The organism is Massilia sp. LMS1-1-1.1, assembly GCF_040815535.1.
GTDB classification, from domain to species: Bacteria; Pseudomonadota; Gammaproteobacteria; order Burkholderiales; family Burkholderiaceae_D; genus Janthinobacterium; species Janthinobacterium aestuarii.
This window is the reverse complement of sequence record NZ_JBFPNG010000034.1, coordinates 354,109-381,029: the sequence shown is the minus strand read 5'-3', so window position 1 is coordinate 381,029 and position 26,921 is coordinate 354,109. Positions and strand designations below refer to the sequence as shown.

The following is a 26,921-nucleotide window of genomic DNA, read 5'->3' as shown; positions in this document are numbered from 1 at the left end:
TGCGGGTTTTATAGGTGGACTTGCAAGAATATCTTGGCTAGAATCGGCAAGCAGCAGATTAATTGGCAACCTTAATTGTCAACACATAAAATCAAAAAAAACCAGCTCTGGCGTTTCTCCGATTACCTTTGTTCACATTGCCACTATGAAAAAAATATTTGCACTTCTCGTGCTTGCCGGCATAGCAAATGCCGTCACAGCGGCTGACATTGTAGGAAACGCCAAGGCAGCCCCTGCCAAGGTGGAAATGTGTATCGGCTGCCACGGCATCCCCGGTTACAAGGCAACCTTCCCTGAAGTATTCCAGGTGCCGATGATCGGCGGCCAGCCGGCAAAATATATCGAGAATGCGCTGCAAGCCTACAAGAAGGGCGACCGCAAGCACCCCAGCATGAAGGGCATCGCCAGCAGCCTGTCGGACCAGGATATCGCCGATGTCGCCGCGTATTATGCGCAACAAGCCAAGACGAACTGAGGACCAGCCTGATGAAAAAACTACTCGCCGCCCTCGTTTGCGCCACCATTTCGTTTTCCGCCAGCGCCGCCGGCAATATCAACACGGGCAAGGCCTTGGCCGAAAAATACAGCTGCGCCACCTGCCACGGCAAGGATTACAGTTCGCCCATCGACCCGTCGTACCCCAAACTGGCGGGCCAGCACAAGGATTACCTGGAACATGCGCTGATCGCGTATAAACGGGGCGACAAGGCCAACGGCCGCAACAACGCCATCATGACGGGCCAGGTGAAACCGCTGAGCAACCAGGACATCAAGGACCTGGCCGCTTACCTGCACAGCTTGCCGAGCAGCCTGGTCACTCATCGCTGAGCGGTAACGCCGGCTCAGGCTTTCAGCCCCACCCGGCGAGCAAGTTTATGCAGATTGCTGGCGTCGAGTCCCAGCTGCCGCGCCGCAGCGGCCCAGTTATCCTGATGCAGCACCAGCGCTTGCCGGATGGCCTGGCGCTGGCTCGCTTCCACGATCTGATGCATCGATAGCAGCGGCGCCGCCGGCGTGCCGCATGCGGCTGGCGCCAGCGGCAGCGCTTCCGTGCCGGCCGGCGCTTCCAGCGCATCGAGATCGAGCATATCCGTTTCCAGGGTCACGATGTCCTTGCGGTCCGCGCCGCGTATCACGGCTTTCAGCGCGGCCCGGCTGATCACATGTTCCAGTTCGCGCACATTGCCCGGCCAGCGGTAGTGGCACAAGGCGTTTTCCGCCGCGGCGGACAGGCGCAGGCTGCGCAGGCCCAGGCGCGCGCGGTTCAGTTCCAGGAATCCCCCGGCCAGCAGCAGCACGTCATTGCCCCGCTCGCGCAGCGGCGGAATCGGCACGGGATACACGGATAAACGATGATACAGATCGGCGCGGAACGAGCCGTCGCGCACATGTTCGCGCAAGCTTCGGTTGGTGGCGGCGATCACGCGCACGTTGACCCGGCGCGGCCGGTCCGCGCCCAGGCGCTGGATTTCCCCATTTTGCAAGGTGCGCAGCAGCTTGGCCTGTATCGACAATGGCAGTTCGCCCACTTCATCGAGAAACAGGGTGCCCCCTTCGGCCGCCTCGAAACGCCCGGGCCGGTCGCTGACGGCGCCGGAAAACGCACCGCGCACGTGGCCGAACAATTCGCTTTCGGCCAGGGACTCGGGCAAGGCCGCGCAATTGACGTGGATCAAAGGCTTGCCCGCGCGGCGCGACAGCCGGTGCAGGCGGTGCGCGCACAATTCCTTGCCCACGCCCGTCTCGCCCAGCAGCAGCACGGGCAGTTCGGAATCGGCCACCACCTGCAATTCGTGCAGCAAGTGCGTGATGGCGCTGCTCTGGCCCACGAAATCGTGTTCCTCGCGCGGCGCTTGGGCATCGGCCAGCATGGCCCCGCCCGACAGGCGCAGGGCGCGGATTTCCGTTTCCAGGCGCGTCACGCGCACGGCCGCCTCGATGGCGCAGGCCAGTTCGCCCAGGTCGCGCTGCGCCTGCGTATCGAAGGTGCCCACCTGCAGCGCGTCGAGCGTGATCACGCCCCAGCGTTCGCCTTCCAGGTCCAGCGCCATGCCCATGCAGTCGTGCACGGGCAGCGGCTCGCCGGCCCGCTCGGCGATCAGGCCATCGTAGGGATCGGGCAGCGAGCTGTCGTGATGGAAGCACAGCACGCCGCGCCGCTGCAGGATGGCGGCCAGGCGCGGATGGTCGGCGACGGCGAAGCGGCGTCCCAGCGCGTCGTTGGCCAGGCCGGCCATCGCCACGGGGCGCAAGTGCTCGCCGTCGAGCTTGAGCAAGGCCACGGCCTCGCAGCCGAAGTGGGCGCGCAGGCTGCCGACGAGGCGCTGCAGGCGCACGGCCACGGGCAGGTCGGCGACCAGGTCGGTGAGTAACAGCAGGTGGATGGCAGTGGTGGTCATAAGTACCATGCAGGGTACAACGGACCATGCTTGAACAGGGTCATATCGACCCTGCATTTTTCAAATCGTTGATTTAAAACAAGTTTTTCCTGGCACACGGATTGCCTAGGTAAGAGTGCCGAACCGGCATACAAGACCAAGGAAAGCTTGATGAAAACGACTCCCTCCCTCCGCGCCATTGCCGCCGCTGTCTGCGTACTGGCCATGCCCCTGTCCGTGCAAGCTCAGGCCAGCCTGCCGGCCGGCGCCGCCGCCACCGCCAAACCCGCTACCGCCGCAGTCAAGCGCTATGAACTGCAAACCAATATCGTCGACGGCAAGATGGTGTTCATCGACGCCAAGGGCCAGGTCAACCCCGTGCTGGCGGCCAAGGTAGGCGACACGGTGGAACTCGTGCTGAAAAGCGGCGAAGGCGCCGAGCACGATCTGCTGATCCCGGAACTGAATGTGGCCTCGGCCAAGTTCAGCGCCAACAGCGGCAGCACCACCGTGCGCTTCAAGGTCACGCGCGCCGGCACGTTCACCTATTACTGCTCGATCCCCGGCCACCGCCAGATCGGCATGGAAGGCAAGCTGGAAGTGACCGGCACCTCGCTGGCCGAAGCCGGAACACCGAAGGCCGCTGGCGCCGGCAGCGCTGCCAGCGAATCGAGCCAGGCCGCCGCGCTGGCCCTGTACACGCCCGCGCCGTCGCCGATGCGCGGCCCCGATCCCTCGGCCGTCAGCGTGGCGGCCAATCCCGCCTCCGTGCCGAACGCCATCGGCGCGCGCGCGCCGCAAACCCTGAAATACCGGATGGAGACGGTAGAACTGCCGGGCAAGCTCGATGACGGCACCAGTTTTACCTACTGGACCTTCAACCGGCAAGTGCCCGGCCCGATGCTGCGCGCGAAGGTGGGCGACACGGTGGAGCTGACCCTGTTCAACGCCAAGGACAGCAAGATGATCCACTCGATCGACCTGCACGCCGTGACGGGCGGCCATGGCGGCGGACAGCACACGCAGGTGGCGCCGGGGCAGGAAAAAACCGTCACTTTCAAGGCGCTCAATCCGGGCCTGTATGTGTACCACTGCGCCACGCCGCTGGTGCCGCAGCATATCGCGGCCGGCATGTACGGCATGATCCTGGTCGAACCGGAAGGCGGCCTGTCAAAAGTCGACCGCGAGTACTACGTCATGCAGGGCGAGATGTACACGGGCCGTCCGCACGGCGCGCCCGTGCATCAGGAACCGAACCTGGAAAAAATGGCCAATGAGCTGCCCGACTACTACGTCTTCAACGGCGAAGTGGGCGCCCTGAGCAAGACGCACAAACTGCAGGCGAAAGTCGGCGAGACCGTGCGCATCTACTTCGGTGTCGGCGGCCCGAACAAGATTTCATCATTCCACATCATCGGCGAGATCTTCGACAAGGTGTACAGCGAAGGCTCGATCAGCAGCCCGAAACACGACGTGCAAACGACGCTTGTGGCACCGGGCGGCGCGACCATCGTCGAACTCAAGGTACAGCATCCTGGCAGCTATCTGCTGGTCGACCATGCGCTGTCGCGCGCCGGCAAGGGCGCCGTGGGCGTGCTGGAAGTGACTGGCGAACCCGTGCCCGGCGTCTACCACGCCGGCGCCCGTCAATAAACCCCATTCATCCTCAAGGAACCATTATGGAAATGATCGACCAATCCCTGGGCCAGCTGGCCCGCCGCATCCCCGGCGCCACGCGCCTGTTCGATGCCCACCGCCTGGATTTCTGCTGCGGCGGCAACAAGACCCTGCGCGCGGCGGCCGAAGCGGCCGGCGTGGACACGGCGCCCATCGTCAAGGAACTGCAAGCGCTGGCCGGACGGACTGACGCCAGCGGCGAGCGTGACTGGCAGGAAGCTTCGGCCACCGAGCTGGTGGAACACATCCTGGCGCGCTACCACGCCGTGCACCGCGAGCAGCTGCCCGAGCTGATACGCCTGGCGCGCAAGGTCGAGCAGGTGCATGGCGACCGCGCCGACTGTCCGCACGGGCTGGCGGAACACCTGTCGGCCATGGCGCAGGAACTGGAAAGCCATATGCGCAAGGAAGAAGACGTGCTGTTCCCCATGATCGTGCGCGGCCAGGGCCCCCGGGCCGGCGCGCCCATCAACGTGATGCGCATGGAGCACGACGACCATGGCGTGGCCTTGCGCGCGATGGAGGAAATGACGAACGACATCACCGCGCCGGCCGGCGCCTGCACCACCTGGCGCGCGCTGTACACGGGCTTGCGCACCTTCCGCGAAGACCTGATGGCGCACATCCATACTGAAAACAATATCCTGTTCGAGCGCTTTGCGCCGGCCGTGGTGCACTGACAAAGGAAAGACCCATGGGTCCCTACAAAAAACTCTGGTTCACCCTGATCGGTGTGCTGATCGTGACGTTTTCGCTGCTCGGCTACTACGGCGCCGAAGTGTACCGGCAGGCGCCGCCCATCCCCGCGCAGGTGCTAGCGCAGGATGGCCGGCAACTGTTCGACCGCGAGGGCATCCTCGATGGCCAGACGGCCTGGCAATCGGTCGGCGGCATGCAGCTCGGCTCCATCTGGGGCCACGGCGCCTACCAGGCGCCCGACTGGACGGCCGACTGGCTGCACCGCGAACTGACGGCCTGGCTGGAACTGGCCGCGCAAGAGCAGCATGGCAAGGCGTACGCGGCGCTCGACGGCCCCGCGCAGGCGGCGCTGCGCGAAGCGCTCAAGCTCGAATACCGCGGCAACCGCACCGATGATGCGCAAGTGCTGCGCCTGTCGCCGCGCCGCGTGCAAGCGATCGCCAACACGGCGCACTATTACGACCAGCTGTTCTCCGACGCGCCGGCGCTGCAAAAAAGCCGCGAACACTTCGCCATGAAGGAAAACACTTTGCCCAGCGCCGAGCGGCGCGCGCAGATGACGCAGTTCTTCTTCTGGACGGCATGGGCCGCCGCCACCGAGCGTCCTGGCCAGAAAGTGACCTATACGAACAACTGGCCGCATGAACCGCTGATCGACAACCAGCCCAGCGGCGAAAACCTCGTCTGGTCGGTCGCCAGCGTGGTGGTGCTGCTGGCCGGCGTGGGCTTCCTCGTCTGGGGCTGGGCCTTCTTGCGCGACCATGACGAGGCGCTGCCGGCGGCCGGTCCGCGCGACCCGCTCACCACGTTCGCGCTGACGCCTTCGCAGCGGGGACTGGGAAAATACCTGTTCCTCGTGGTGGCGCTGTTCATCTTCCAGGTCTTCATCGGCGGCTTCACGGCGCACTACACGGTGGAAGGGCAGCAGTTCTACGGCATCGACGTGTCGCGCTGGTTCCCGTATGCGCTTACGCGCACCTGGCATATCCAGGCCGCGCTGTTCTGGATCGCCACGGGCTTCCTGGCCGCCGGCCTGTTCCTCGCGCCCCTGATCAATGGCGGCAAGGACCCCAAGTGGCAGCGCCTCGGTGTCGACGTGCTGTTCTGGGCCCTCGTCGCGGTCGTTGTCGGCTCCTTCATCGGCAACTACCTGGCCATCGCGCAAGTGATGCCGCCCGAGTGGAATTTCTGGCTCGGCCACCAGGGTTATGAATATGTGGACCTGGGACGCTTGTGGCAGATCGGTAAATACATCGGCATCCTGCTGTGGCTCGTCTTGATGCTGCGCGGCGTCGTGCCGGCCCTGCGCAAGCCGGGCGGCGACAAGAACCTGCTGGCGCTGTTGACCGCATCCGTCGGCGCCATCGGCCTGTTCTACGGCGCCGGCCTGTTCTACGGCGAGCGCACGCACTTGTCGGTGATGGAATACTGGCGCTGGTGGGTGGTGCACCTGTGGGTGGAAGGTTTCTTTGAAGTCTTCGCCACGACGGCGCTGGCCTTCATCTTCTCGACCCTGGGCCTGGTGTCGGTGCGCATGGCCACGGCGGCCAGCCTGGCCTCTGCCTCGCTGTTCATGCTGGGCGGGATACCCGGTACTTTCCACCACCTGTACTTCGCCGGCACCACCACGCCCGTGATGGCCATCGGCGCGAGCTTCAGTGCGCTGGAAGTGGTGCCGCTGATCGTGCTGGGACATGAAGCGTGGGAAAACTGGCGTCTGAAGGAGCGCGCGCCATGGATGGAAAACCTGCGCTGGCCGCTGATGTGCTTTGTCGCCGTCGCCTTCTGGAACATGCTGGGCGCTGGCGTGCTGGGCTTCATGATCAATCCGCCCGTCGCCCTGTACTACATCCAGGGCCTTAACACGACCCCCGTGCATGCGCATGCGGCGCTGTTCGGCGTGTACGGTTTCCTGGCGCTGGGCTTTACCTTGCTGGTGCTGCGCTATCTGCGTCCCGACTACCGCTTCAGCCCTGCCTTGATGAAGACGGCGTTCTGGGGCTTGAATGTGGGCCTGGTGCTGATGATCTTTACCAGCTTGCTGCCGATAGGCATCATCCAGTTCCACGCCAGCGTGACGGAAGGCCTGTGGTATGCGCGCAGCGAGGCATTCATGCAGCAGCCGCTGCTGCAAAACCTGCGCTGGATACGCACCTTCGGCGACGTGGTCTTCATCGGCGGCGCCATCGCCATGGCGCTGCAGGTGGTGCTGGGATTGATGGACAAGGCGAAGGCACCCGCGCTGCCACAGGCGGTACGGCCAGCCTGATCGGTTGCTGCACCGCCGAGTGTTGTTGATCGATCTCCCGAAGCCGTGCTAGCCACGGCTTTTTTCATATAGAGCCAGGAAGACGAGGCCGGCGACCAGCGGGATATTTTTCGTCAGCGGCCCGAAAGGGTGTATCAGGAATTCCGGCAGGAAGACGGCGATCACCAGTGTATAGCCGGCCACCAGCGCGCACTGCGTCCACCATAGCAACGGCCTGGCATGGAACAGCGAGGCGATGCCCATGGCCAGGTCGGCCAGGCAGGAGGCGGCAAACACGTGTTCCGTATGCAGTGTGATGCCGCTGCGGCGCAGCCATGCGAGCGATTCGGCATGCGGATACAGATACCAGGACACAAACGCCGTCCATAGCCAGATAAAGGCCATGCCGAGGCGCATGGCCCAGTACAGCCCTTGCAGCTTGGCTGGCGTCATGGCGCGGGCTTGGCAACCATCAGCCAGTAGACCAGCATGAGTGCGGCAAATGCGGGCACGCCAAGCCAGAACCAGCAGCGCGCATAGAACCAGTAAAGGCGCGGCAGCGGTGTGCCCGTGTCGTCAGCCAGGCGGGCCAGGCTGCGCATGCGGATCTGCAGCCATACCACGGGTAGCCAGCAGGCGCCGGCCACCGCATACAGCAGCATCGAGGCGAGGACCCAGCCGGACAGGATCGGATAGCCGGCCAGGTGCGCCAGGGCCAGTCCGGACAGCGGCTGGACAATGACGGCCGGCGTGGTGAACAGCCAGTCGGCCAGCACGGTCTTTTCGGCCGACAGGCGGATCGTACGCACCTCGCCACCCCGGTCGTTGACCCACTTGAAGAAAGCGATGCCGATGCCGGTGCCAAACAGGATGGTGGCGCTGAGGATATGCAGCCATTTGACGAACAGGTACCAGCTCATGCCGGTACCTCGGTCACGTCATGGCCTTGCAGCGCGGCCAGGTAATTTTCCACCGTGAGCAGGCCGACGCAGGGCATTGCGCCGCGCGGTAGCGGCACGCCACCGGTGCTGGCGCTGGCCAACCGGTTCGCCAGCGCGATCGACGCGCCGCACGGGATATGCGGGCCGTGGTTTTGCGCCGCCAGCAATTGCCAGGTCAGCGTCAGCGGCAGGCCATCGAGTCCCGTGCCTTCCAGCGTCACGAACATCGCGCCTTTGTCGCTGACCACCGGTTCCACCAATTGGCTGATGGCGTGCAATGGCCTGACCAGTGGCAGCAGGCTGCGCAACAGGCCCAGGCGCACCAGTTGCGCGGCGGCCCAGACGAACATATGGCCGGGCGCACCGGCAAAACCGGCGTGAAAAGTGACGGTCTCGAGGCCCGGATAGCGTTGCGGGAACAGCGCCAGGTCGGGCACGTCGCAGCTGCCCAGCAAGCGCCGTCCCACTGGCGCGGCAAAGCGGTGGCGCTTCAGGTCGAGCCAGCCGTGCGTGGTCTGCTGGCTGCCGGCAACCAGGCGCTGGAACGGTTTGCCACAGTACGAGAAGATGCCGGCCATGGTGGCGATGCCCGGCGCGCGGGCGCCGGAGGCGATGCCGTGGCGGATCGATGTGAGCTGGCGAAAGCGCGGCAGGTAGCGGTCCACTACGGCCGAGGACAGCGCTGGCAGCGAGCTGGCGCCGCTGGTGACGAACACGCCGCGCTGGCGCGCCAGGTCGTCGAGGCTGGCGATGCCGGCGACAAAATCGCGGCCGTCGGCCAGGTCGATATAGTTGGCGCCGGCCTCGATCACCGCACGGGCGACGCGGTAATCCTGGCCCTGGAACGGGCCGGCGGTATGGATCAGTGTATCGACGCCCAGTTCGGCCAGGCGCCGCGCCAGATCAGGTGCATCGGCATCGAGCGCCAGTGCTTGCCGCGGCGGCAAGCCCAATTGCGCCGCCAGTGCCCGGGCCCTGGCGGCGTCGCGCCCGGTCACCAGCAGATTGATATTCTGATTGCCGGCTAGCGCCTGGCAAATGCGCGTGCCGAAAAAACCGTAACCGCCGAGTACGAGAATGGTGTGATGGGCCAAGATATCCTTCAGTGGCTGAGTTTCTTGGCAACATGATACTACCTGATCAGCGGCGCCGCACGCAGTCGATATACGCGTCCGTATCCGGCGGCAAGCCCGAGCGCTGCGAAGCCCAGATCATCTGGCCCAGGCATTCCATCACTTCGTGCTGGGCGGCATGGGCCGAATCGAGGCGCTGGGTCAGCTGCTGGACGGCCGGGCGGATGCCGCGCGGCTGGTCCACCTGCACCTGCTCCGTGATCGACAGATGCATGGACAGGTGCAGGAAGGGGTTGGCCTGGCCCCCTTCGACGGAGTAGTCGCGCGCCAGCGCCGCTTCGACGTCGGAGAGCTCGTTTTCATACTCGGGGTGTTCGAGTATCCAGTCGAGCGCGATGGCTTCCATCGGCGTGAGGATTTCATGGGCGCGGTGCTTGCGCAAGGTGTCGCAAAAGAAGCGGCGCACGTCGTCGGAAGAGGGGTTGAACATGGCTGAATGGCTATGGCTAAAGGGCAGCCGGCATTGTACCGCGTACGTCAACGAAGGGCATCGAGGATGCCCTTTTTGCCGTCTGGCGCCCGCTTTCATGACCCGATAGTCACCGAAATTTAATACCCTGCAGTAAGTATTATCCACTACCGCCACGGCCCGGTGGCGCCAAATAACGGTGATAAAATCGCCGCTCTTGATATTTGCTCTGGACACGATGACGATTTTGTTGTCATTCCGTGCTTCCATTGCCCGCACCTTTGCCACCAGATCTTGCTCCTGGTTTATCCCGGAGCGCGGCAGCATGCCTATCACCATCGACTTGACCTGTCCGGCCGCCCTGGCGTTCCGGCTGGCGGGCTGTTTGCATTCCATGCAGCGATGGTGCCGTCACGGTGGCGCGCAAGAATCATCCTTCAGTATTCATAAACGGAGTTACGTATGCGTAAATCGCTATTACTTTTGATGTCGTGCCTGATCCTGGCGGCATGTAACAAGACCCCTCCGGCCTCGTCCGAAAAACCGGTCGACGTGCTGCTGATCGGCGCTGGCACCATGAGCGCCACCCTGGGCAGCATGCTCAAGGAACTCGATCCGTCGCTGACGATGGAAATGGTCGAGCGCCTCGATTCCGTGGCCGCCGAAAGCTCGGACGCGATGAACAACGCGGGCACGGGCCACTCGGCGTTTGCCGAACTGAACTACACGCCGGAAGCGGCCGATGGCAGCATCGAGACCAAGAAAGCCGTTGCCATCAACGAGCAATTCGAAATTTCCAAGCAATTCTGGGCCTATCAGGTGGCCAACAAGCACCTGGGCGCGCCGCAAACCTTCATCAACAACGTGCCGCACATGGCCTTTGTCTGGGGCGACGACAATATTGCCTTCTTGAAGAAGCGCTATGCCGCGCTGCAAAAGGAAAACCTGTTCAAGGGCATGCTGTTCTCGGAAGACCAGGCGCAGATCGAGCAGTGGGCACCGCTCGTCATGCAAGGCCGTGACAAGAGCCAGAAAGTGGCCGCGACGCGCATGGAAATCGGTACCGACGTCAATTTCGGCAACCTCACGCGCGGTCTCGTGAAATACCTGACGGACAGCCACGGCATGGTCCTGCACCTGCGCCACCAGGTGGAAGACATCCAGCGCGGCGCCGATGGCGTGTGGAACGTGACGGTGAAAGACCTGGCCGCTGGCAAGGAAAAGACCATGCGCGCCAAGTTCGTCTTCATCGGCGCCGGCGGCGGTTCGCTGCCGCTGCTGGAAAAATCGGGCATTCCTGAAGCCAAGGGCTACGGCGGCGTGCCGGTCGGCGGCCAATGGCTGGTGACGACCAATCCGGAACTGGTGGCGGCGCATGCGGCCAAGGTCTACGGCAAGGCATCCGTTGGTTCGCCGCCGATGTCCGTGCCGCATCTGGACACGCGCATCATCGATGGCAAGAAAGCCCTGCTGTTTGGCCCGTTTGCCACCTTCTCGACCAAGTTCCTGAAAAACGGTTCGTGGATCGACTTGCCTGCCTCGATCGGCACGGGCAATGTAAAACCGATGCTGCAAGCCGGCTACGACAATATTCCGCTGACTAAATACCTGGTGGAACAGGTCATGAACTCGCCGGAAGACCGTTTGAATACCCTGCGCGAATACCTGCCGAACGCCAAGATGGAAGACTGGACCTTGCAAAACGCGGGTCAGCGCGTGCAGATCGTCAAGGATGACCCTGTCAAAGGCGGCTTGCTGCAGTTCGGCACCGAAGTCGTCGGCGCCGCCGATGGCAGCATCGTCGCCCTGCTGGGCGCATCGCCAGGCGCTTCGACCGCGCCGCCGATCATGATCAAGGTGCTGCAAACGGCATTCAAGAGCCGCCTGGCCACGCCGGAATGGCAAGCGAAGATGGTGGAAATGGTGCCGTCGTACGGCCAAAAGCTGAACAACGACCCGGCCCTGGCCAATAAGATCCGCCACTACAGCAGCAATATCCTGGGCCTCAAAGCCATCACCCTGGATGTTCCCGCCGCTGCGCCAGCTGCGGCAGCAAACTAAGTCAGCCTGCCCGGCAGGGTGTTCCTGTCGGCATGAAAAAAGGGGCAGCCTGTTCAGGCTGCCCCTTTTGCGTGGGAGAGTGCGTTCATTGCGGCGGACTACTCCTTGCCCGGCAGAATCAACTCCGGCGTACACCCTTCGGCGGCAATGCCGTCGCAAGGCTTGGCCACAGCCGTACCGTCCGGTGCCCGTGGCGCATGGGGCTGGCGCAGGTAGCGCGACGTGTGGCGGTGCGCTTGCTGTGCGTTGCCATGCACGGGCCAGGTCAGGAAGCGGGACAGCTCCTGCAAGGCGCGCTGGTACACATCGCGTTTAAATTCAATGACGACATCGAGCGGGACCCAGTATTCATGCCAGCGCCAGGCGTCGAACTCGGGATGGTCGGTCAAGCGCAGATTGACGTCGTTATCGCGCGCGCACATTCTCAGCAGAAACCAAATCTGCTTCTGGCCACGGTAATGGCCGCGAATCTCGCGCTTGATGAAGTGGTCTGGCACTTCATAGCGCAGCCAGTCGCGGGTGCGGCCGACAATTTTGACGTGTTCCTGTCTGAGTCCGATTTCCTCTTCAAGTTCGCGAAACATGGCTTGTTCCGGTGTTTCGCCATATTTGATACCGCCTTGCGGAAACTGCCATGAGTGCTCGCGCACCCGCTTGCCCCACCACACCTCGTTCTGGGCGTTTAGCAGGATGATGCCGACGTTGGGCCGAAACCCTTCACGGTCGAGCATAATGCACCTCAAACTTTCTGCGACAGTGCGTCCTTTTTTACATAATTACCCACAACTTCGCAAGCCGGTGACCTTTTCGGGGTGCGAAAAGCGCCGGAATCGCACCAATTGAGCGCATTTGTGTAAAGTATGGACGCATCAGCCAGCTAATCCTTTAAAATTAGGTTGATTATAACCCTCTCTTTTTAAAAAGAATTCACCGTTATGCGCGCCTCCCGTTTTTTTATTTCCACACTTAAAGATGCACCTTCTGACGCGGAAATCGTCAGCCACCAATTGATGATGCGTGCAGGCATGATCAAACGCCTCGGTTCCGGCATCTATACCTACATGCCGATGGGCTTGCGCGTGATCCGCAAGGTGGAAGCCATCATCCGTGACGAGATGAACAAAGCCGCCGCCATCGAACTGCTGATGCCGCTCGTGCAGCCGGCCGAACTGTGGCAAGAGACGGGCCGCTGGACCAAGATGGGCGACGAACTGATGCGCGTGAAAGACCGCCACGGCCGCGAATACGCGATCCAGCCGACGTCGGAAGAAGTCATCACGGACGTCGTGCGCACGGAAATCAAGTCCTACCGCCAGTTGCCGTTGAATTTTTATCATATCCAGACCAAGTTCCGCGACGAGCGCCGCCCACGCTTCGGCCTGATGCGCGGCCGCGAATTCACGATGAAGGACGCCTACTCGTTCGACCGCGACCTGGCCGGCATGCAAGCGTCGTACAAGGTCATGTTTGACGCCTACACGCGCATCTTCACGCGTTTCGGCCTGAAATTCCGCGCCGTGGCCGCCGACAACGGCGCCATCGGCGGTTCCGGTTCGCATGAATTCCACGTCATCGCCCACACGGGTGAAGACGCGCTCGTGTACTGCCCGACGTCCGACTACGCGGCCAACATGGAAGCGGCCGAAGCGCTGCCGCCAGCGGGCGAGCGCCCGGCTGCCGCCCAGGCACTGACGAAAACGGCCACGCCGGATACCGTCAAGTGCGAAACCGTGGCTACCCTGCTCGGTATCGAGCTGTCGCGCACCGTGAAAACCATCGCCCTGACGGTGGAAACGACGGGCAAGGACGAGAAAGTCACGAAACAGCATTTCATGCTGCTGCTGCGCGGCGACCATGAATTGAACGAAATCAAGGTGGGCAAGGTTGCCGGCCTGGCCGGTCACCGTTTCTCGACGGAAGCGGAAATCCTGGAAGTCTACGGCACGATTCCTGGCTACCTGGGTCCGATCGGCACCAAGGCCCCCGTCACCGTGGTGGCGGACCGCACGGTTGCCCACATGAGCGACTTCGTTTGCGGCGCGAATGACGCCGGTTTCCACTACACGGGCGCCAACTGGGGCCGCGACGTGGCCGAGCCAGCCATCGTGGCCGATTTGCGCAATGTCGTCGCCGGCGACGCTTCGCCGGACGGCCAGGGCGCACTGGCGATCGAGCGCGGCATCGAAGTGGGCCACGTGTTCCAGCTGGGTACGGCGTACTCGGAAAGCATGAAAGCCACTTTCCTCGATGAAAACGGCAAACCTGCGCCGCTGCAGATGGGCTGCTACGGCATCGGCGTGACGCGCATCCTGGGCGCCGCCATCGAACAGAACTTCGACGACAAGGGCATCATCTGGCCCGCATCGATCGCACCGTTCGAGGTTGTGCTGTGCCCGATGGGCATGGACCGCAGCGAACTGGTCAAGGAAGAGACGGAGAAGCTGTACGCGGCCCTGCAAGGCGCTGGCGTGGACGTTATCGTCGACGACCGCGGCTTGCGTCCAGGCGCCATGTTCGCCGACTGGGAGCTGATCGGCGTGCCGCACCGCATCGTCATCGGCGAGCGCGGCCTGAAAGAAGGCAAGCTGGAATACCAGGGCCGCCGCGACGCGGAAGCGACCGGCGTGGCGCCGGACGAGATCGTCGCCTTCATCCAGGGCAAAATGGCGCAGTGAAGCGTCTATCAGTAAGCAAGACGGCTGGCGCGCTCGCGCTGGCCGCCTGCCTGGCCTGCGTCTCTCCGGCGCAGGCCGGCAACCAGAAGGAGGAGGCGCTGGCCGACTCCGTCCGCCTGGCCCTGTCGCATGCGATCCGCGACGAACGCCCGCCGCAACCCAAATTTGCCACGCCCGCCGACTTGCAGCGCTACCAGCAATGGCTGGCGCAGATGTCGTCGCGCCTGCAGCGCAAGCTGCCGGACGCCCAGCTGCGCACGGAATTCCTGGAAACCGTATGGTATGAATCGCGCCGCGCGGGCCTCGAGCCGGCCCTCGTGCTGGGCCTGATACAGGTGGAGTCGGCCTACCGCAAGTACGCCGTCTCGCTGGCCGGCGCGCGCGGCTACATGCAGGTGATGCCATTCTGGACGGGCGTCATCGGCGACCATGACCGCAGCAAGCTGTTTCACATGCAGACGAATCTGCGCTACGGCTGCGCGATCCTGCGCATGTACCTGGACATGGAAAAGGGCGATCTATACCTGGCGCTGGGGCGGTATAACGGCAGCCGGGGACGGGCCGAGTATCCGAATGCGGTGCGGGCGGCTTGGAAACAATGGGAATTCAAGCCGGCCGGGTGATGGGTTGGGTCGGACCCTGCGGGTCCGACCCCGGTATTTGCCGGGTTTCATGTTTTTTAAACCCCACCGCAACGGCCGGGGTCAGGCCCGACAGGGTCTGACCCCAAAAAAAATGCCCCGCTCGCGGATGCGGCGGGGCACTCACACGGCGTAGACGCCCTGTGCGTATCTGATTATTTCAAATGATCGGAGATCAGTTTGGTCATTTCAAACATGGAGACTTGGGCTTTGCCGCCGAAAACTGCTTTCAGCTTGTCGTCCGCATTGATCATGCGGCGGTTGGCCGGATCTTGCAGATCGAGTTTTTTGATGTAATCCCATACCTTTTTGGTCACTTCCGTGCGCGGCAGTGGTGCTGCGCCAACAACGGCGGCCAGATCTTTCGATGGCGTCATTGCTTTCATGAATGCTGCGTTTGGCTTGCGTGGTGTTGCCGGTGCTGCCGCTTTCTTCGCCGCTGCAGGTTTAGCTGCCGCTTTGGCTGCGGGTGCTGCTTTCTTGGCGGCTGCAGGCTTGGCTGCTGCTGCTTTGGCTGGCGCTGCTACTGGGGTTTTTTTGGCTGTTGCCATCTTCGAGCCTCCTTAACAAACACATGGGAAATTGCGCAATTAATCGCACGGCTAATATTGGTGTGGATTTACCTAGTATGCAAGTGTTTTTCACGTTTTCACGAGGAAAAAGCAGGGAAATGGCAATGCTGTCGCCCGGGCGCACCGCTTGGGGGCGCGGATTGGCGTTTTTGCCCGTAAATGGCATGGTTGCTGGCTATGCGGGGAGGGGCGCTGCGGAGGGAGGGAACAGTGATGCCGGACACATGAAAATGCAATCCGGCATTATTTAGAACGATGTTTTTACTTGGGTGTGCGGCGCAATGAATGCCGTCGAAATCCCCGCGAGCGGGGATTCTGACTCCTTACCTCATCCCAGGCATCATGCCCTTCATGGAGCGCATCATCTTCATCATGCCGCCACCCGACAATTTCTTCATCATCGTCTGCATTTGCTCGAATTGCGTCAGCATGCGGTTTACTTCCTGTACTTGCACGCCGGCGCCGGCGGCGATGCGGCGCTTGCGCGTGGCCTTGATCAGTTCAGGCTTGGCGCGTTCCTGTGGCGTCATCGAATCGATGATGCCGCACATGCGGCGCACCTGTTTGTCGGCTTGATCCATGTTCTTGCCGCCTGCCGCCTGCTGGAACTGGGCCGGCAGCTTGTCCATCAGGTTGGCCATGCCGCCCATTTTCTTCATCTGGCCCAGTTGCGCCTTGAAGTCGTTCATGTCGAACTTGCCGCCAACCTTGATCTTCTGCGCCAGATCGGCCGCCGCCTTGCTGTCGACGCCCTTGCGCGCTTCTTCCACCAGGGCGAGGATGTCGCCCATGCCGAGGATACGATTGGCCATGCGGGTCGGGTCGAACGCTTCCAGGCCGTCGAGTTTTTCCGAGACACCGGCAAACTTGATCGGTTTGCCCGTGATGTGGCGCACGGACAGGGCCGCACCGCCGCGCGCATCGCCATCGAGCTTGGTCAGCACGATACCGGTCAGCGGCAGCGCATCGTTAAAGGCTTTGGCCGTGTTGATGGCGTCCTGGCCCAGCATGGCGTCGACGACAAACAGGGTTTCGATCGGTTTCACGGCGCCGTGGACGGCGGCGATTTCGCGCATCATCTCTTCGTCGATACCGAGACGGCCAGCCGTATCGATGATCAGCACGTCGTGGTAATGCTTTTTCGCCCAGTCCAGCGCGGCCAGCGCGATATCGACAGGCTTGTCCGTGCTGGTGGACGGGAAGAAGTCGGCGCCCACCTGGGTGGTGACCGATTGCAGCTGGGCGATCGCGGCTGGACGGTACACGTCGGCCGAGACGGTCAGCACTTTCTTCTTCTTTTCTTCCTTCAGGTATTTCGCCAGCTTGCCGACGGTGGTGGTTTTACCCACACCCTGCAGACCGGCCATCAGGATGATGGCGGGCGGCTGCTGGGCAAAGCTGATCTGCGACGCTTCCGGTCCCAGGTCGGCGCCCATCAGGGCGGCCAGCTCGCGCTGCACCACGCCCACCAGGGCCTGGCCCGGCGTGAGCGAGGAAATGACATCCTCGCCCATGGCTTTTTCTTTGACTTTGGCGATGAATTCGCGCACGGCGGGCAAGGCGACGTCGGCTTCGAGCAGCGCCAGGCGCACTTCGCGCAGCATGTCGGCGGTGTTCGCTTCGGTCAGGCGCGCCTCGCCGCGCATGGTCTTGACGACTTTGGCAAGCCGTTGGGTGAGATTATCTAGCATGATGAACCTGCAATGAAAAGCTTGGGAGTGGGCGGCGCAAGCCGGACGATGGGCGCCATTTTACCCCATCGCGGGTGGCTGGCGGTCCCGCGCTGCGCCGCCTGGCGGTTGGCCTGCTTTTGAATTACTTGGTATTTCTGGCAATGCCGCGATTGCATGAATGGCAGGAACGCGGTTAGAATGAGAATAATTCTTATTTACATTCTCGGGCGCCGCACGTCCGGGCGGAAAGGGATGCCATGTCGGCCGCCGATTTTGCACAGCAACAAGACCTGCACGCGCTCTACAGCAGCCATCACGGCTGGCTGCAGGGCTGGCTGCGGCATAAGCTAGGCAATGCGGGCGAGGCGGCGGACCTGGCGCAAGACACCTTCGTCAGCGTGCTGACTGCTGATGCCGCACCGCAGATTCGCGAAGCGCGGCCTTTTCTGGCCACCATCGCGCGCCGCCTGGTAGCGCACCGCCACCGCCGGCAAGTGCTGGAAGACGCCTATCTGGAAGCGCTGGCTTGCCTGCCGCCCGAAGTGGCGCCCGCGCCGGAAGAGCGGCTGCTGGCGCTGGAAGCCTTGCAGGAAATCGACCAGGCCCTGGCTGGCCTGCCCGCGCCCGTGCGCACGGCGTTCCTGCTGGCGCAACTGGAAGGGCTCAGCTATGCCGAGATCGCCGCGCGCCTGAACGTGTCGGCCAGCTCGGTCAAGCAATACCTGACGCGCGCCAACCGCCAGGTGTTTTTCTCGCTGCCGGCATGAGCAAGGTGGGCAATGCTGCGGCCCCGGCGGCCATCCGCGAGGACGTGCAGCAGCAGGCGGCCGAGTGGCTGACCATGCTGATGTCGGGCGAGATGGACGCGGCGCAACAGGCCGCCTGGCAGCGCTGGCGCGAGGCGGACCCGGAACATGAGCGGGCCTGGCGGCATATCGAAGCCGTGTCGCAGCGCTTCAACGGCTTGCACCGCGGTGCGGCTGCGCAGGCACTGGCCGGCACGCAGCAGAAAGCCGTCAGCGGCAAGCGGCGCCAGTTGCTGGCGTGGCTGGGCGTGGCGGCCGGCGGCGGCATGCTGGCCGCGCAGACGGATGCCTGGGATGGCGTGCGCGTCTTGCGCGCCGACTACCGCACGGCCACGGGCGAGCGGCGCGAGGTGGCGCTGGACGATGGCAGTGTGCTCAGCCTGAATACGGGATCGGCCGTGAACGTGCGTTTCGATGCCAGCCGCCGCCTGATCGAGCTGCTGGCTGGCGAAATCCTCGTCACCAGCGGCCATGGCGCCGGCAGCGGTGCACCGCTGGAAGTGGTCACGCGCGAAGGCCTGGTGCGCGCGCTGGGCACGCGCTTTGCCGTGCGCCAGCAGGATGACTACAGCACCGTGGACGTGTTTGACAGCGCCGTTGAAATCCGTCCCCGCGACGGCGGCGGCGCACCCTTGCTGCTGGCGGCCGGGCGCGGCGTGGCATTTTCCCGCCATGCGCTGGATGCGCCGCACGCCCTCGGTGCGTATGCGGACGCCTGGTCGCGCGGGCAGTTGATCGTCGACGACGTGACCTTGGGCGATTTCCTGGCCGACCTGGCCCGCTACCGCCCCGGCGTGATCGACTGCGCGCCGCAAGTGGCCCAGCTGCGCCTGTCGGGCGTGTTCCCGCTGGCCGACACCCAGCGCATTTTGAACATGCTGCCCAACTCCCTGCCCGTGCAGGTGCGCAGCCGCACGCGCTACTGGGTGACGGTCGAACCGGCCATGTCATTAAAAAATATTTAGCCATCCGGCTGCCCGTTTTTTGTTTTCGCGGCACCTACAGAGTAGGGCGCCTGTTTTTCACCGTCTGATGACGCCACTACTATCAGGAACTTGCATGTCTCACGCTTTGAATTTTGTCAGTTTGCCATCTCCTCATTCCGCATTGCGTCCGCTGGCGCAAGCGGCTGCGGCCCTGTGCCTGGCCGCCAGCCTGCCGGCCATCGCGCAGCAGGCGCCAGCCACTCCCGCCGCCGAACAGACCATGCTCGGCGTGTCCGTCACGGCGGGGCGCGACGCGACAACGGAAGGCAGCGGCTCGTACACGACGGGCGTGAGCAACACGGCAACCAAGCTGAACCTGTCGCTGCGCGAAACGCCGCAGTCGGTCAGCGTGCTGACGCGCCAGCAGATCGACGACCTGGGCATCACGACCCTGGACGACGCCGTGCAGTCGATCACGGGGCTGGTCATGCAAAAGGGCAACTTTACGGGCGATTCGGGCAGTTTCAGCGCACGCGGCTTTCCAATCGATAACATCCTGTTCGATGGCTTGCCTACCAGCCTGGGCGCGAACGGCACCTTCAATGGCGATAATGACGACCTGGCCATCTATGACCGCATCGAGGTGGTGCGCGGTGCCACGGGCTTGATGACGGGCAGCGGCACGCCCAGCGCGGCCATCAACATGGTGCGCAAGCGCCCGACGGCCACGCCGCAAGCGTCATTCTCGGCCAGCGTGGGCAGCTGGAGCAACTACCGCCTGGAAGCCGATGCGGCCAACGCGCTCAATGAAGCGAAGACCCTGCGCGGGCGCATCGTCGTGACGGTGCAGGACAAGAAGGATTTTGTCGACGTGCTGCATGGCCGCAACCACCAGCTGTACGGCATCATCGAAGCGGACCTGCGCCCCGACACCACCTTGACGGTGGGCGCGCATTACCGCAAGACGGACAACGACGGCGTCTCGACGGGCGTGGTGACGGCCGCCGACGGCCGTTTTTTGAATTTGCCCCGCTCGACTTACCTAGGCAGCGACTTCGATGGCTGGCGCCAGACGGATAAAACCATTTTCGCGGAACTGGAACACCGCTTTGCCAATGGCTGGAAGGCCAAGCTGGCAGCCACGCGCAAGACGCCCGAGATCGACACGACGTTTTCCGGCATCAACCGCCGCGGCGACACCCTGCGCTTCAATTCGCAAAGCTACCGCGCCGAGCTGGCCAACACCAGCTATGACGCGTATGCGAGCGGCAGCTACAGCCTGTTCGGCCGCGAGCACGAGCTGACCGTCGGCGCCAGCCACCGCCGTTCGTCGAAAAACAGCTATGGCGGCTGGGCGCCGTACAGCTGGGGCGCGGCGGCACCGGTGCTCGACCCGTTCAACTGGGATGCGGGCAGCGTGGCGCGCCCCGTCATCAACTACGCGCAGTGGCGCACGGCCAGCATCACCGAGCAAAGCGGCGTGTATGCGGGCACGCGCATGCGCCTGGCCGACCCGCTGTCGCTGGTGCTGGGCGGTCGCGTGAGCTGGTACAAGGACGATGCCGGCTACTCGGTGGCGCGCGAATTCACGCCGTATGCCGGCGTTGTGTATGACCTCGACAAGCAGCATTCCGTGTACGCCAGCTGGACCGAAATCTTCCAGCCGCAGGCGGCCACCGACGCCAATGCGCAGCCATTGAAGCCGATCAGCGGCACCAACTATGAAGCGGGCGTGAAGGGCGAATACTTCGGCGGCGCCCTCAATGCCAGCGCGGCCGTGTTCCAGATCCGCCAGCAAAACCGTGGCGTGGACGATCTGGCCGGCCCGCTTCCCTGCCCGGGCAGCACCTGGGGCTATTGCCAGCGCGCGTCGGGCGAAGTGCGCAGCGAAGGCGTGGAGCTGGATCTGGCGGGCGCGCTGACGCCCGACTGGCAGCTGTCGGCCGGTTTTACCTATGTGAAGGCGCAATTCAAGCGCGACAGCGACCCGGCCAATATCGGCAAGGATTTCAACAGCCGCTATCCGCGCCAGCAGCTCAAGCTGGCCACCAGCTACCGCCTGTCCGGCGCGGCGCAGGGCTGGCGCGTCGGTGCTTCCGTATACGGGCAGGGCGCGACGGAATCAAACGAGGGCGCCTACCATCTGCGCCAGGGCCGCTACGCGATCGTGGGCTTGAACGCGGCGTGGCAGATCGACAGCCGCGCCGAGCTGCGCCTGAACGTGAACAATGCGCTCGACAAACACTATTACCAGAGCATCTATTCCGATGTCTTCGGCAACATGGTGGGAGCGCCGCGCAACCTGATGCTGACCTTGAACTACAAACTGTAAATAACCGCTTTTGAATGATCTATCTTGATGAAGGATGCATGGCTTATGGAAGTGCAGTTGAATCTGGCCCGCGACGGTGTGAGCCAGCGTATGCCACAGGGAGCGCCGCGATGATGAAATCGGCCCACATGATGTTGTTCTCGCGCGTGCTCGCCGCCATCTTTGGCGGCTATGCACTGACGTCCGGCGTGGCCGTGCTGCTGGCGGCCGTGCTGCCGCTGTCGCGCGCCGAAGCCGTGCTGACGGCTACCCTGAGCGCCTTCGTCGTCTATACCTGCGCTGTCATCTGGGTCTTTGCGGTGCAGGACCTGCGCCGCGCCTGGCTCGGCATGCTGCTGCCGGCCATCGCCTGCGGCGGCATCGGGCTGCTGCTGTCGCGGGGTGCCGCATGAACGCCGTCAAGGTAGACAAAGTGGTGAAAACGCCGCAGCAGGGCGGCTTGCGCCAGGCCATGGCCTGGCTGCATACGTGGAGCGGGCTGTGGATTTCCTGGCTGCTGTTCGCCATTTTCCTGACCGGCACCCTGGCCGTCTTCGACGAACCGATCACCCACTGGATGACGCCCGAACATGCACTGGAAGAGGCGGCGCATGCGAACGATCCGCCGCTGCCGAAGGTGACGGACCGTGGGCACCGCCTGGAACTGGCGCTCGACTTCATGGCGAAGGAACACCCGAAGGCGGACATGTGGGAAATCTGGCCCGTGCAGCGTCCCGGCCACGGCCTGTCCGCCTACTGGTTCCAGCCCGCCGGCGGCTATGGCTCGGCGGACCTCGATCCGCTGACGGGCGCCGTCATCGAACATGCGCGCGAGGCAACGGAGCGCGAAACCATCGGCGGCCACCATTTCGTCGATTTCCACTACGAGCTGCACGCGGGACGCATCGGCGTGTGGGTCGTCGCCATCACCACCATGATCATGCTGGTGGCGCTGGTGAGCGGCGTCATCACGCACAAGCGCATCTTCAAGGATTTCTTCACCTTCCGCCCGGCCAAGGGCCAGCGTTCGTGGCTCGACGCGCACAACGCGGTGGCCGTGCTGACCTTGCCGTTCCAGTTCATGATCGCCTACACGGGCCTGGCGTTCTTCAGCGATGACTATGTGCCGGCCCCCGTGGTGGCGCAATACGGCATGGACAATGCCAAGAAGGCCTTCCTGGCCGACTGGAACGATGTGGGCAAGCCCGCGAAGACAGGCCAGCCGCTGGCCATTCCCGCGCTGGAACCGTTCGCGCTGCGCGCCGAACAGGCCATCGGCCAGGAAATCCGCGCCGTGGTGCTGGACAATCCGAACGACGCCTCCATGCGCGTGTGCATGTATGGCTGGAATGAAGAGACGGACACGATGGAACGCATCAGCGCCAACACGGGCAGGGCTTGCTATGCGCTGGCCACCGGTGAGCAGGTCGCCTTGCGCCGTCCCGGCGAGTCGGATACGGGCGGCGCGGGCCTGACGCGCGCCGTCATGTCGAACCTGCACATGGTGGGCTTTGGCGGCACGCCGATGCGCTGGTTGTACTTCTTCTGCGGTCTGGCCGGCACGGCCATGATGGGCACGGGCGCCATCCTGTTCATGGTCAAGCGCCGCCAGAAGTCCGGCGGCGAGTTCGGCGCCTATACGCAGCGCGTGTACCGCATCGTCGCCTGCCTGAACGTGGCGGCGATTGCCGGCCTGTCCATCGCCTGCGTGGGCTTCCTGTGGGCCAACCGCCTGATTCCCGTCGGCGTCGAACACCGCGCCGGCTGGGAATTGCGCGCCTTCTTCGGCGTGTGGTTTGTGATGCTGGCGCACGCCTGCCTGCGCGCGGAAAAGCGCGCGTGGATCGAGCAACTGGGCTTGCTGGCGGCCCTGTGCCTGCTGCTGCCGGTGCTCAATGTACTGAGCACGGGCGACAACCTGGCGGCGCAGGTCGCGCGTGGCGACTGGGAAAGCGCCGGCGTGGAACTGGGCAGCATGGCCTTCGGCCTGCTGGCCGCCTGGGGCGCGTGGAAAGTCCACAAGCGCAAGGAAAAACCGGTCAGCAAGGCCGCCGCCAGGGAAAGCGCCGCGCCCTCGGCCAGCCTGCACGTCACTACGGAAGGACAGTCATGATCCCTACCATCCTGTGCGCGCTGGGCCTGTCGTATGCGGGCATGGCCAGCCTCTCCTTGGCGATGGACCGCCACCATGGCCAGGTCTGGGGCAGGGATGCGGCGCCGAACGTGCGGCGCGCGCTGCAACTGGCGGGCGCGGTGTTGCTGGCGCTGGCCATCTGGCCCTGCGTGGCCGGCTGGAGTGCCACCGTCGGCGTCGTCGCCTGGCTCGGTTTCATATCGGCCGGCGCGCTGCTGGTGGCCATGCTGCTGCCGTATGCCCCCCGCTTGCTGTTTCGTAGTTCCCTGCTGGCAGCCGTCGCCGCGCTGGCAGGTCTTGTGACGTTCCTGCGGTGATATTCACCGCCATTTTCAAGGATAGACCGATGCACTTTTCACGTTTGGCGACACCGACTGATGTTGTGACTATATTGAAAGCGGCTGCCTGATGGCGGCCCGCCTGCCTTCCCGCCGCGCCCGCATCCTGGGCGGCGTGGTCTTGCTGGCGCTGTTCGGCGCCGGCGCCCTGTGGGCCACGCGCGGCCCGAGCACCGTGTTCGACACGGCGCCCGTCAAGCGCGGCAACATCGAAGCCAGCGTCACGGCCATCGGCACCCTGCAGCCGCAAACCTACGTCGACGTGGGCGCGCAGGTGTCGGGCCAGATCACGCGGCTGCACGTGCAGCCGGGCAGCGACGTGGATAAAGGCCAGCTGCTGGCCGAGATCGACCCCAGCGTGCAGCAAGCCACGGTCGATGCGGGCCGCGCCGCGCTGGCGGGCTTGCGCGCGCAGCTGGCCGACCAGCAGGCGCAGCACCGCCTGGCGGGCCAGCAGCACGTGCGCCAGAAGCAGATGGCCAAGTTTGACTCGACGCCTTTGGCCGACCTGGAAACGGCCGAAGCCACCCTGGCCTCGGCCGGCGCCAAGATCGACCACCTGAAGGCGCAGATCGACCAGACCCAGGCCAGCCTGAAGGCGGACGAGGCGCGCCTCGGCTACACGCGCATCTATGCGCCGATGGCAGGCAAGGTGGTGGGCCTGGACGCGAAGGAAGGGCAAACCCTGAACGCCACGTACCAGACGCCGAACATCCTGCGCATCGCTGATTTGTCGGCCATGACGGTGTGGACGGAAGTGTCGGAAGCGGACGTGCGTCGCGTGCGCCCGGACATGCCCGTGTATTTCACCACCCTGGGCGGCGACCAGCGGCGCTGGAGCGGCAAGGTGCGCCAAGTGTTGCCGGCGCCGCCGGTGCCCGGTGGTTCCGCCGCCGGCACGGCCCTGGCACCGTCGACCAGCAAGGTGATCTTGTATACAGTGCTGTTCGACGTCGATAACGCCGATGGCGAACTGATGCCACAGATGACGGCGCAAGTGGTGTTTGTTACGGCGGCGGCGAACAATGTGCTGGCCGTGCCCTTGCCGGCCCTGAAACCGTCGACGGAAGAAGGCGCCAAGCCGGGGCAGTTCACGGCCCGCGTGATGGATGCGGACGGCAAGGTCGATACGCGCGCCGTCACCGTCGGTGTGCGCAACCGCCTCAGCGCGGAAGTGCTGCAAGGCTTGCGCGAAGGCGAATTGCTGGTCACAGGCGAGCAGCCATCGAACAGCGGCGCCAGCAGGTTCCAGCTGTGAGCGCGATGAGCGAGGCCAGGTCGCTGGGACAAGCAGGAGAACCTGGCCAGCCGGCGCCATTGATTGAACTTGCCGGCATCCGCAAGCGCTACGGCGGCCACGATGGCGCGCCGGCCGTGGAAGTGCTGCGCGGCCTGACCTTGTCGATTGGCGCCGGCGAATTCGTCGCCATCGTCGGCGCCTCCGGTTCCGGCAAGTCGACCCTGATGCATTTGCTGGGATGCCTCGACCGCCCCAGCGACGGCACGTACCGCTTCGCCGGCCAGGACGTGGCCAGCCTGAACCCCGATGAACTGGCGTGGCTGCGGCGCGAGGCGTTCGGCTTCGTCTTCCAGGGGTATCACCTGATCGCCACGGAATCGGCGCGCGAAAACGTGGAAGTGCCGGCCCTGTACGCGGGCATGCCGGCAGCGGCCCGCCATGCGCGTTCCGCAGCGCTGCTCAAGCGCCTGGGTCTCGGTGAACGCCTTGATCATCGGCCGAATCAATTGTCGGGCGGGCAGCAGCAGCGCGTGTCGATCGCGCGCGCGCTGATGAATGGCGGGCGCATCATCCTCGCCGATGAACCGACGGGAGCGTTAGATAGCAGCAGCGGCGCCGAAGTCATGGCCCTGCTGGGCGAACTGGCCGACGCGGGCCACACCATCATCCTCATTACGCATGACCGCAAGGTGGCGGCCCAGGCGCGCCGCGTGATCGAGATCAGCGATGGCGAAATCGTCGAAGACTCGGGCGCCATCGCCATCCCCGCCACGTCGACGGCCCTGCCGCCGCTGGACATGTCGCGCGCCGCCCACGACACGGGCGCGTCGCTGGGCACGGAACTGCTCGACGCGGCGCGCGCGGCCTGGCGCGTGCTGTGGATCAACCGCTTCCGCACGGGCTTGACCCTGCTCGGCATCGTCATCGGCGTCGCTTCCGTGATCGTCATGCTGGCCATCGGCCTGGGCACACGCCAGCAAGTGATGGCGCAATTGGGCGCGTTTGGCTCGAACCTGCTGTACATGGCGTCGCGCGGCGAAAGTTCGCGCATCCCCGGGCGCAGCATCACCCTGGCCGACCTCGATGCGCTCAAGGACGTGCCGGGCATTTCCCACGTGTTGCCTAACGTCACGGGCAACAAGGTGATACGGCACGGCAACCTCGACGTGCAGACCTATGTACGCGGCACGGGGCCGGCCCTGCCGCAGATCCAGACCTGGCCCGTGGCCAAGGGCGGCTTCTTTACCGAAGAAGACGAGCGCGAGATGGCCACCGTGGCCGTGCTGGGCGCGCACCTGGCGGAAAAACTGATGCCCGACGTGGCCAATCCCGTCGGGCAGAGCATTCTGATCGGCAACGTGCCGTTCCAGGTGATCGGCGTGATGAGCGCGAAAGGCGCGCTGACGGGCGAGAAGGATGAAGACGACGTGCTGCTGCTGCCGTTTTCCACAGCCGGCATCCGCGTCTTCGGCCAGCGCGAGCCCACCTACACGGTGATGGCGGTGGACGACGTCAAGCGCGTGACGGAGGTGGAGGCGGCAGTCGACGCCACCATGTTCGAGCGCCACCGTATCCGCGACTACGGCATCAGCAACGCGGCCGCGTCGATCGCCGCCGAAGCGAAGACGCAGGACAATATGACCATGATGCTCAGCCTGATCGCGGCCGTCTCGCTGGTGGTGGGCGGCATCGGCGTCATGAACGTGATGCTGATGACGGTGCGCGAGCGCACGCGCGAAATCGGCATCCGCATGGCGACGGGCGCGCGCCGGCGCGACATCCTGCGCCAGTTCCTCACCGAAGCCGTGCTGGTATCGGTGGTGGGCGGCGTGGCCGGCATCGTGGTCGGCGTGACGGTGGCCGGCTTGCTGCTGGTGTGGGATGTACCGGTGATCTTTTCCCTGAGCGCCATCGCCGGCGCGTTTGCCTGCGCCGTGGTGACGGGGCTGGTATTTGGCTTCATGCCGGCGCGCAAGGCGTCGGGACTTGATCCGGTCGTGGCGCTGGCGGGGCAGTAATAACAGGCAGTAATAACAACGCCGGCAGCGTGGCTGCCGGC

24 protein-coding genes are annotated in these 26,921 nt (G+C 64.2%); 16 read left to right on the top strand and 8 right to left on the bottom strand.

The features are described from left to right. The first annotated feature begins 145 nt into the window (after positions 1–145). Both MRBLMS1_RS20535 and MRBLMS1_RS20530 read left to right on the top strand, forming a co-directional pair. Positions 146–475 carry a c-type cytochrome gene (locus tag MRBLMS1_RS20535; protein WP_034746524.1) on the top strand — a complete coding sequence of 110 codons (330 nt, stop codon included), beginning with the start codon at positions 146–148 and terminating at the stop codon, positions 473–475. Positions 476–486: 11 nt separating this feature from the next. Next, complete coding sequence (locus tag MRBLMS1_RS20530; RefSeq protein ID WP_139090736.1) at positions 487–828, top strand: c-type cytochrome; 342 nt, start codon at positions 487–489, stop codon at positions 826–828. A gap of 14 nt (positions 829–842) precedes the next feature. On the opposite strand, the gene norR is transcribed toward MRBLMS1_RS20530, so the two are convergent. After that, complete coding sequence (norR, locus tag MRBLMS1_RS20525) at positions 843–2,399, bottom strand: nitric oxide reductase transcriptional regulator NorR (protein ID WP_485881498.1); 1,557 nt, start codon at positions 2,397–2,399, stop codon at positions 843–845. A gap of 150 nt (positions 2,400–2,549) precedes the next feature. Here norR and nirK point away from each other — a divergent pair, with 150 nt between their 5' ends. The 3 genes from nirK to MRBLMS1_RS20510 are packed head-to-tail and all read left to right on the top strand — an operon-like array spanning position 2,550 to position 7,023. Next, positions 2,550–4,031: a copper-containing nitrite reductase gene (gene nirK, locus MRBLMS1_RS20520; RefSeq protein WP_485881496.1), complete on the top strand. Its 1,482-nt coding sequence runs from the start codon at positions 2,550–2,552 to the stop codon at positions 4,029–4,031. Positions 4,032–4,057: 26 nt separating this feature from the next. Further along, on the top strand, positions 4,058–4,735 hold the full coding sequence (gene ytfE / locus MRBLMS1_RS20515) for an iron-sulfur cluster repair protein YtfE (protein ID WP_485881494.1): 678 nt from the start codon (positions 4,058–4,060) through the stop codon (positions 4,733–4,735). Positions 4,736–4,749: 14 nt separating this feature from the next. Then, entirely contained in the window at positions 4,750–7,023 is a 2,274-nt protein-coding gene (locus MRBLMS1_RS20510) for a nitric-oxide reductase large subunit (protein ID WP_485881492.1), read from the top strand. A 48-nt stretch (positions 7,024–7,071) separates the two neighbouring features. On the opposite strand, the gene MRBLMS1_RS20505 is transcribed toward MRBLMS1_RS20510, so the two are convergent. From MRBLMS1_RS20505 to MRBLMS1_RS20490, 4 genes are read right to left on the bottom strand one after another with little or no spacing between them, the layout of a single operon-like run. Beyond that, on the bottom strand, positions 7,072–7,455 hold the full coding sequence (locus MRBLMS1_RS20505) for a DoxX-like family protein (protein ID WP_052140001.1): 384 nt from the start codon (positions 7,453–7,455) through the stop codon (positions 7,072–7,074). Further along, the gene (locus MRBLMS1_RS20500) at positions 7,452–7,922 is read right to left on the bottom strand and encodes a DUF2269 family protein (RefSeq protein ID WP_485881490.1); all 471 of its coding nucleotides are present in this window, start codon (positions 7,920–7,922) and stop codon (positions 7,452–7,454) included. The genes MRBLMS1_RS20505 and MRBLMS1_RS20500 overlap by 4 nt, the downstream gene beginning before the upstream one ends. After that, entirely contained in the window at positions 7,919–9,037 is a 1,119-nt protein-coding gene (locus tag MRBLMS1_RS20495; protein WP_485881488.1) for a saccharopine dehydrogenase family protein, read from the bottom strand. The genes MRBLMS1_RS20500 and MRBLMS1_RS20495 overlap by 4 nt, the downstream gene beginning before the upstream one ends. Before the next feature lie 46 nt (positions 9,038–9,083). Continuing rightward, positions 9,084–9,506 carry a DUF1841 family protein gene (locus MRBLMS1_RS20490; RefSeq protein WP_070218599.1) on the bottom strand — a complete coding sequence of 141 codons (423 nt, stop codon included), beginning with the start codon at positions 9,504–9,506 and terminating at the stop codon, positions 9,084–9,086. A gap of 441 nt (positions 9,507–9,947) precedes the next feature. Between MRBLMS1_RS20490 and mqo the strand changes: the two genes are divergently transcribed. Continuing rightward, on the top strand, positions 9,948–11,546 hold the full coding sequence (mqo, locus tag MRBLMS1_RS20485; protein WP_485881486.1) for a malate dehydrogenase (quinone): 1,599 nt from the start codon (positions 9,948–9,950) through the stop codon (positions 11,544–11,546). A gap of 98 nt (positions 11,547–11,644) precedes the next feature. On the opposite strand, the gene MRBLMS1_RS20480 is transcribed toward mqo, so the two are convergent. After that, positions 11,645–12,277 carry an RNA pyrophosphohydrolase gene (locus MRBLMS1_RS20480; protein WP_139090741.1) on the bottom strand — a complete coding sequence of 211 codons (633 nt, stop codon included), beginning with the start codon at positions 12,275–12,277 and terminating at the stop codon, positions 11,645–11,647. Positions 12,278–12,481: 204 nt separating this feature from the next. Between MRBLMS1_RS20480 and MRBLMS1_RS20475 the strand changes: the two genes are divergently transcribed. Further along, positions 12,482–14,221: a proline--tRNA ligase gene (locus MRBLMS1_RS20475; protein WP_485881484.1), complete on the top strand. Its 1,740-nt coding sequence runs from the start codon at positions 12,482–12,484 to the stop codon at positions 14,219–14,221. Continuing rightward, on the top strand, positions 14,218–14,844 hold the full coding sequence (locus tag MRBLMS1_RS20470; protein ID WP_485881482.1) for a lytic transglycosylase domain-containing protein: 627 nt from the start codon (positions 14,218–14,220) through the stop codon (positions 14,842–14,844). Before MRBLMS1_RS20475 ends, MRBLMS1_RS20470 begins: the two co-directional genes overlap by 4 nt. Before the next feature lie 173 nt (positions 14,845–15,017). Here the strand turns inward: MRBLMS1_RS20470 and MRBLMS1_RS20465 are convergent, their stop codons facing one another. Beyond that, positions 15,018–15,413: an SWIB/MDM2 domain-containing protein gene (locus MRBLMS1_RS20465; protein WP_071650146.1), complete on the bottom strand. Its 396-nt coding sequence runs from the start codon at positions 15,411–15,413 to the stop codon at positions 15,018–15,020. Positions 15,414–15,757: 344 nt separating this feature from the next. Continuing rightward, positions 15,758–17,125, bottom strand: coding sequence for a signal recognition particle protein (ffh, locus tag MRBLMS1_RS20460; RefSeq protein ID WP_485881479.1), 1,368 nt, complete (start codon positions 17,123–17,125; stop codon positions 15,758–15,760). Positions 17,126–17,364: 239 nt separating this feature from the next. Between ffh and MRBLMS1_RS20455 the strand changes: the two genes are divergently transcribed. From MRBLMS1_RS20455 to MRBLMS1_RS20420, 8 genes are all read left to right on the top strand, one after another. After that, positions 17,365–17,874, top strand: coding sequence for a sigma-70 family RNA polymerase sigma factor (locus MRBLMS1_RS20455; RefSeq protein WP_072455039.1), 510 nt, complete (start codon positions 17,365–17,367; stop codon positions 17,872–17,874). After that, complete coding sequence (locus MRBLMS1_RS20450; RefSeq protein WP_485881477.1) at positions 17,871–18,878, top strand: FecR domain-containing protein; 1,008 nt, start codon at positions 17,871–17,873, stop codon at positions 18,876–18,878. Before MRBLMS1_RS20455 ends, MRBLMS1_RS20450 begins: the two co-directional genes overlap by 4 nt. A gap of 94 nt (positions 18,879–18,972) precedes the next feature. Next, complete coding sequence (locus MRBLMS1_RS20445; RefSeq protein ID WP_485881475.1) at positions 18,973–21,171, top strand: TonB-dependent siderophore receptor; 2,199 nt, start codon at positions 18,973–18,975, stop codon at positions 21,169–21,171. A gap of 110 nt (positions 21,172–21,281) precedes the next feature. Further along, positions 21,282–21,563 carry a hypothetical protein gene (locus MRBLMS1_RS20440; RefSeq protein ID WP_080698408.1) on the top strand — a complete coding sequence of 94 codons (282 nt, stop codon included), beginning with the start codon at positions 21,282–21,284 and terminating at the stop codon, positions 21,561–21,563. Continuing rightward, positions 21,560–23,263: a PepSY-associated TM helix domain-containing protein gene (locus MRBLMS1_RS20435; RefSeq protein ID WP_485881473.1), complete on the top strand. Its 1,704-nt coding sequence runs from the start codon at positions 21,560–21,562 to the stop codon at positions 23,261–23,263. Before MRBLMS1_RS20440 ends, MRBLMS1_RS20435 begins: the two co-directional genes overlap by 4 nt. Next, positions 23,260–23,601: a DUF3325 domain-containing protein gene (locus tag MRBLMS1_RS20430; protein ID WP_139090746.1), complete on the top strand. Its 342-nt coding sequence runs from the start codon at positions 23,260–23,262 to the stop codon at positions 23,599–23,601. Before MRBLMS1_RS20435 ends, MRBLMS1_RS20430 begins: the two co-directional genes overlap by 4 nt. A 91-nt stretch (positions 23,602–23,692) precedes the next feature. Continuing rightward, positions 23,693–24,880, top strand: a complete 1,188-nt coding sequence (locus MRBLMS1_RS20425; protein WP_485881471.1) for an efflux RND transporter periplasmic adaptor subunit — start codon at positions 23,693–23,695, stop codon at positions 24,878–24,880. 5 nt (positions 24,881–24,885) lie between these two features. Beyond that, entirely contained in the window at positions 24,886–26,880 is a 1,995-nt protein-coding gene (locus tag MRBLMS1_RS20420) for a MacB family efflux pump subunit (protein ID WP_485881469.1), read from the top strand. Positions 26,881–26,921 lie beyond the last annotated feature (41 nt).

Bases quoted from the DNA above. Each gene is read 5' to 3' on its own strand.
- MRBLMS1_RS20425 (WP_485881471.1), top strand. From the start codon at position 23,693: ATGGCGGCCCGCCTGCCTTCCCGCCGCGCCCGCATCCTGGGCGGCGTG.
- MRBLMS1_RS20445 (WP_485881475.1), top strand. From the start codon at position 18,973: ATGTCTCACGCTTTGAATTTTGTCAGTTTGCCATCTCCTCATTCCGCA.
- MRBLMS1_RS20480 (WP_139090741.1), bottom strand. From the start codon at position 12,277: ATGCTCGACCGTGAAGGGTTTCGGCCCAACGTCGGCATCATCCTGCTA.
- MRBLMS1_RS20465 (WP_071650146.1), bottom strand. From the start codon at position 15,413: ATGGCAACAGCCAAAAAAACCCCAGTAGCAGCGCCAGCCAAAGCAGCA.
- norR (WP_485881498.1), bottom strand. From the start codon at position 2,399: ATGACCACCACTGCCATCCACCTGCTGTTACTCACCGACCTGGTCGCC.
- MRBLMS1_RS20440 (WP_080698408.1), top strand. From the start codon at position 21,282: ATGATGAAATCGGCCCACATGATGTTGTTCTCGCGCGTGCTCGCCGCC.
- MRBLMS1_RS20450 (WP_485881477.1), top strand. From the start codon at position 17,871: ATGAGCAAGGTGGGCAATGCTGCGGCCCCGGCGGCCATCCGCGAGGAC.
- MRBLMS1_RS20475 (WP_485881484.1), top strand. From the start codon at position 12,482: ATGCGCGCCTCCCGTTTTTTTATTTCCACACTTAAAGATGCACCTTCT.
- MRBLMS1_RS20490 (WP_070218599.1), bottom strand. From the start codon at position 9,506: ATGTTCAACCCCTCTTCCGACGACGTGCGCCGCTTCTTTTGCGACACC.
- MRBLMS1_RS20455 (WP_072455039.1), top strand. From the start codon at position 17,365: ATGTCGGCCGCCGATTTTGCACAGCAACAAGACCTGCACGCGCTCTAC.
- ytfE (WP_485881494.1), top strand. From the start codon at position 4,058: ATGGAAATGATCGACCAATCCCTGGGCCAGCTGGCCCGCCGCATCCCC.
- MRBLMS1_RS20510 (WP_485881492.1), top strand. From the start codon at position 4,750: ATGGGTCCCTACAAAAAACTCTGGTTCACCCTGATCGGTGTGCTGATC.
- MRBLMS1_RS20500 (WP_485881490.1), bottom strand. From the start codon at position 7,922: ATGAGCTGGTACCTGTTCGTCAAATGGCTGCATATCCTCAGCGCCACC.
- MRBLMS1_RS20505 (WP_052140001.1), bottom strand. From the start codon at position 7,455: ATGACGCCAGCCAAGCTGCAAGGGCTGTACTGGGCCATGCGCCTCGGC.
- MRBLMS1_RS20435 (WP_485881473.1), top strand. From the start codon at position 21,560: ATGAACGCCGTCAAGGTAGACAAAGTGGTGAAAACGCCGCAGCAGGGC.
- MRBLMS1_RS20535 (WP_034746524.1), top strand. From the start codon at position 146: ATGAAAAAAATATTTGCACTTCTCGTGCTTGCCGGCATAGCAAATGCC.
- MRBLMS1_RS20420 (WP_485881469.1), top strand. From the start codon at position 24,886: ATGAGCGAGGCCAGGTCGCTGGGACAAGCAGGAGAACCTGGCCAGCCG.
- MRBLMS1_RS20430 (WP_139090746.1), top strand. From the start codon at position 23,260: ATGATCCCTACCATCCTGTGCGCGCTGGGCCTGTCGTATGCGGGCATG.
- MRBLMS1_RS20530 (WP_139090736.1), top strand. From the start codon at position 487: ATGAAAAAACTACTCGCCGCCCTCGTTTGCGCCACCATTTCGTTTTCC.
- nirK (WP_485881496.1), top strand. From the start codon at position 2,550: ATGAAAACGACTCCCTCCCTCCGCGCCATTGCCGCCGCTGTCTGCGTA.
- mqo (WP_485881486.1), top strand. From the start codon at position 9,948: ATGCGTAAATCGCTATTACTTTTGATGTCGTGCCTGATCCTGGCGGCA.
- ffh (WP_485881479.1), bottom strand. From the start codon at position 17,125: ATGCTAGATAATCTCACCCAACGGCTTGCCAAAGTCGTCAAGACCATG.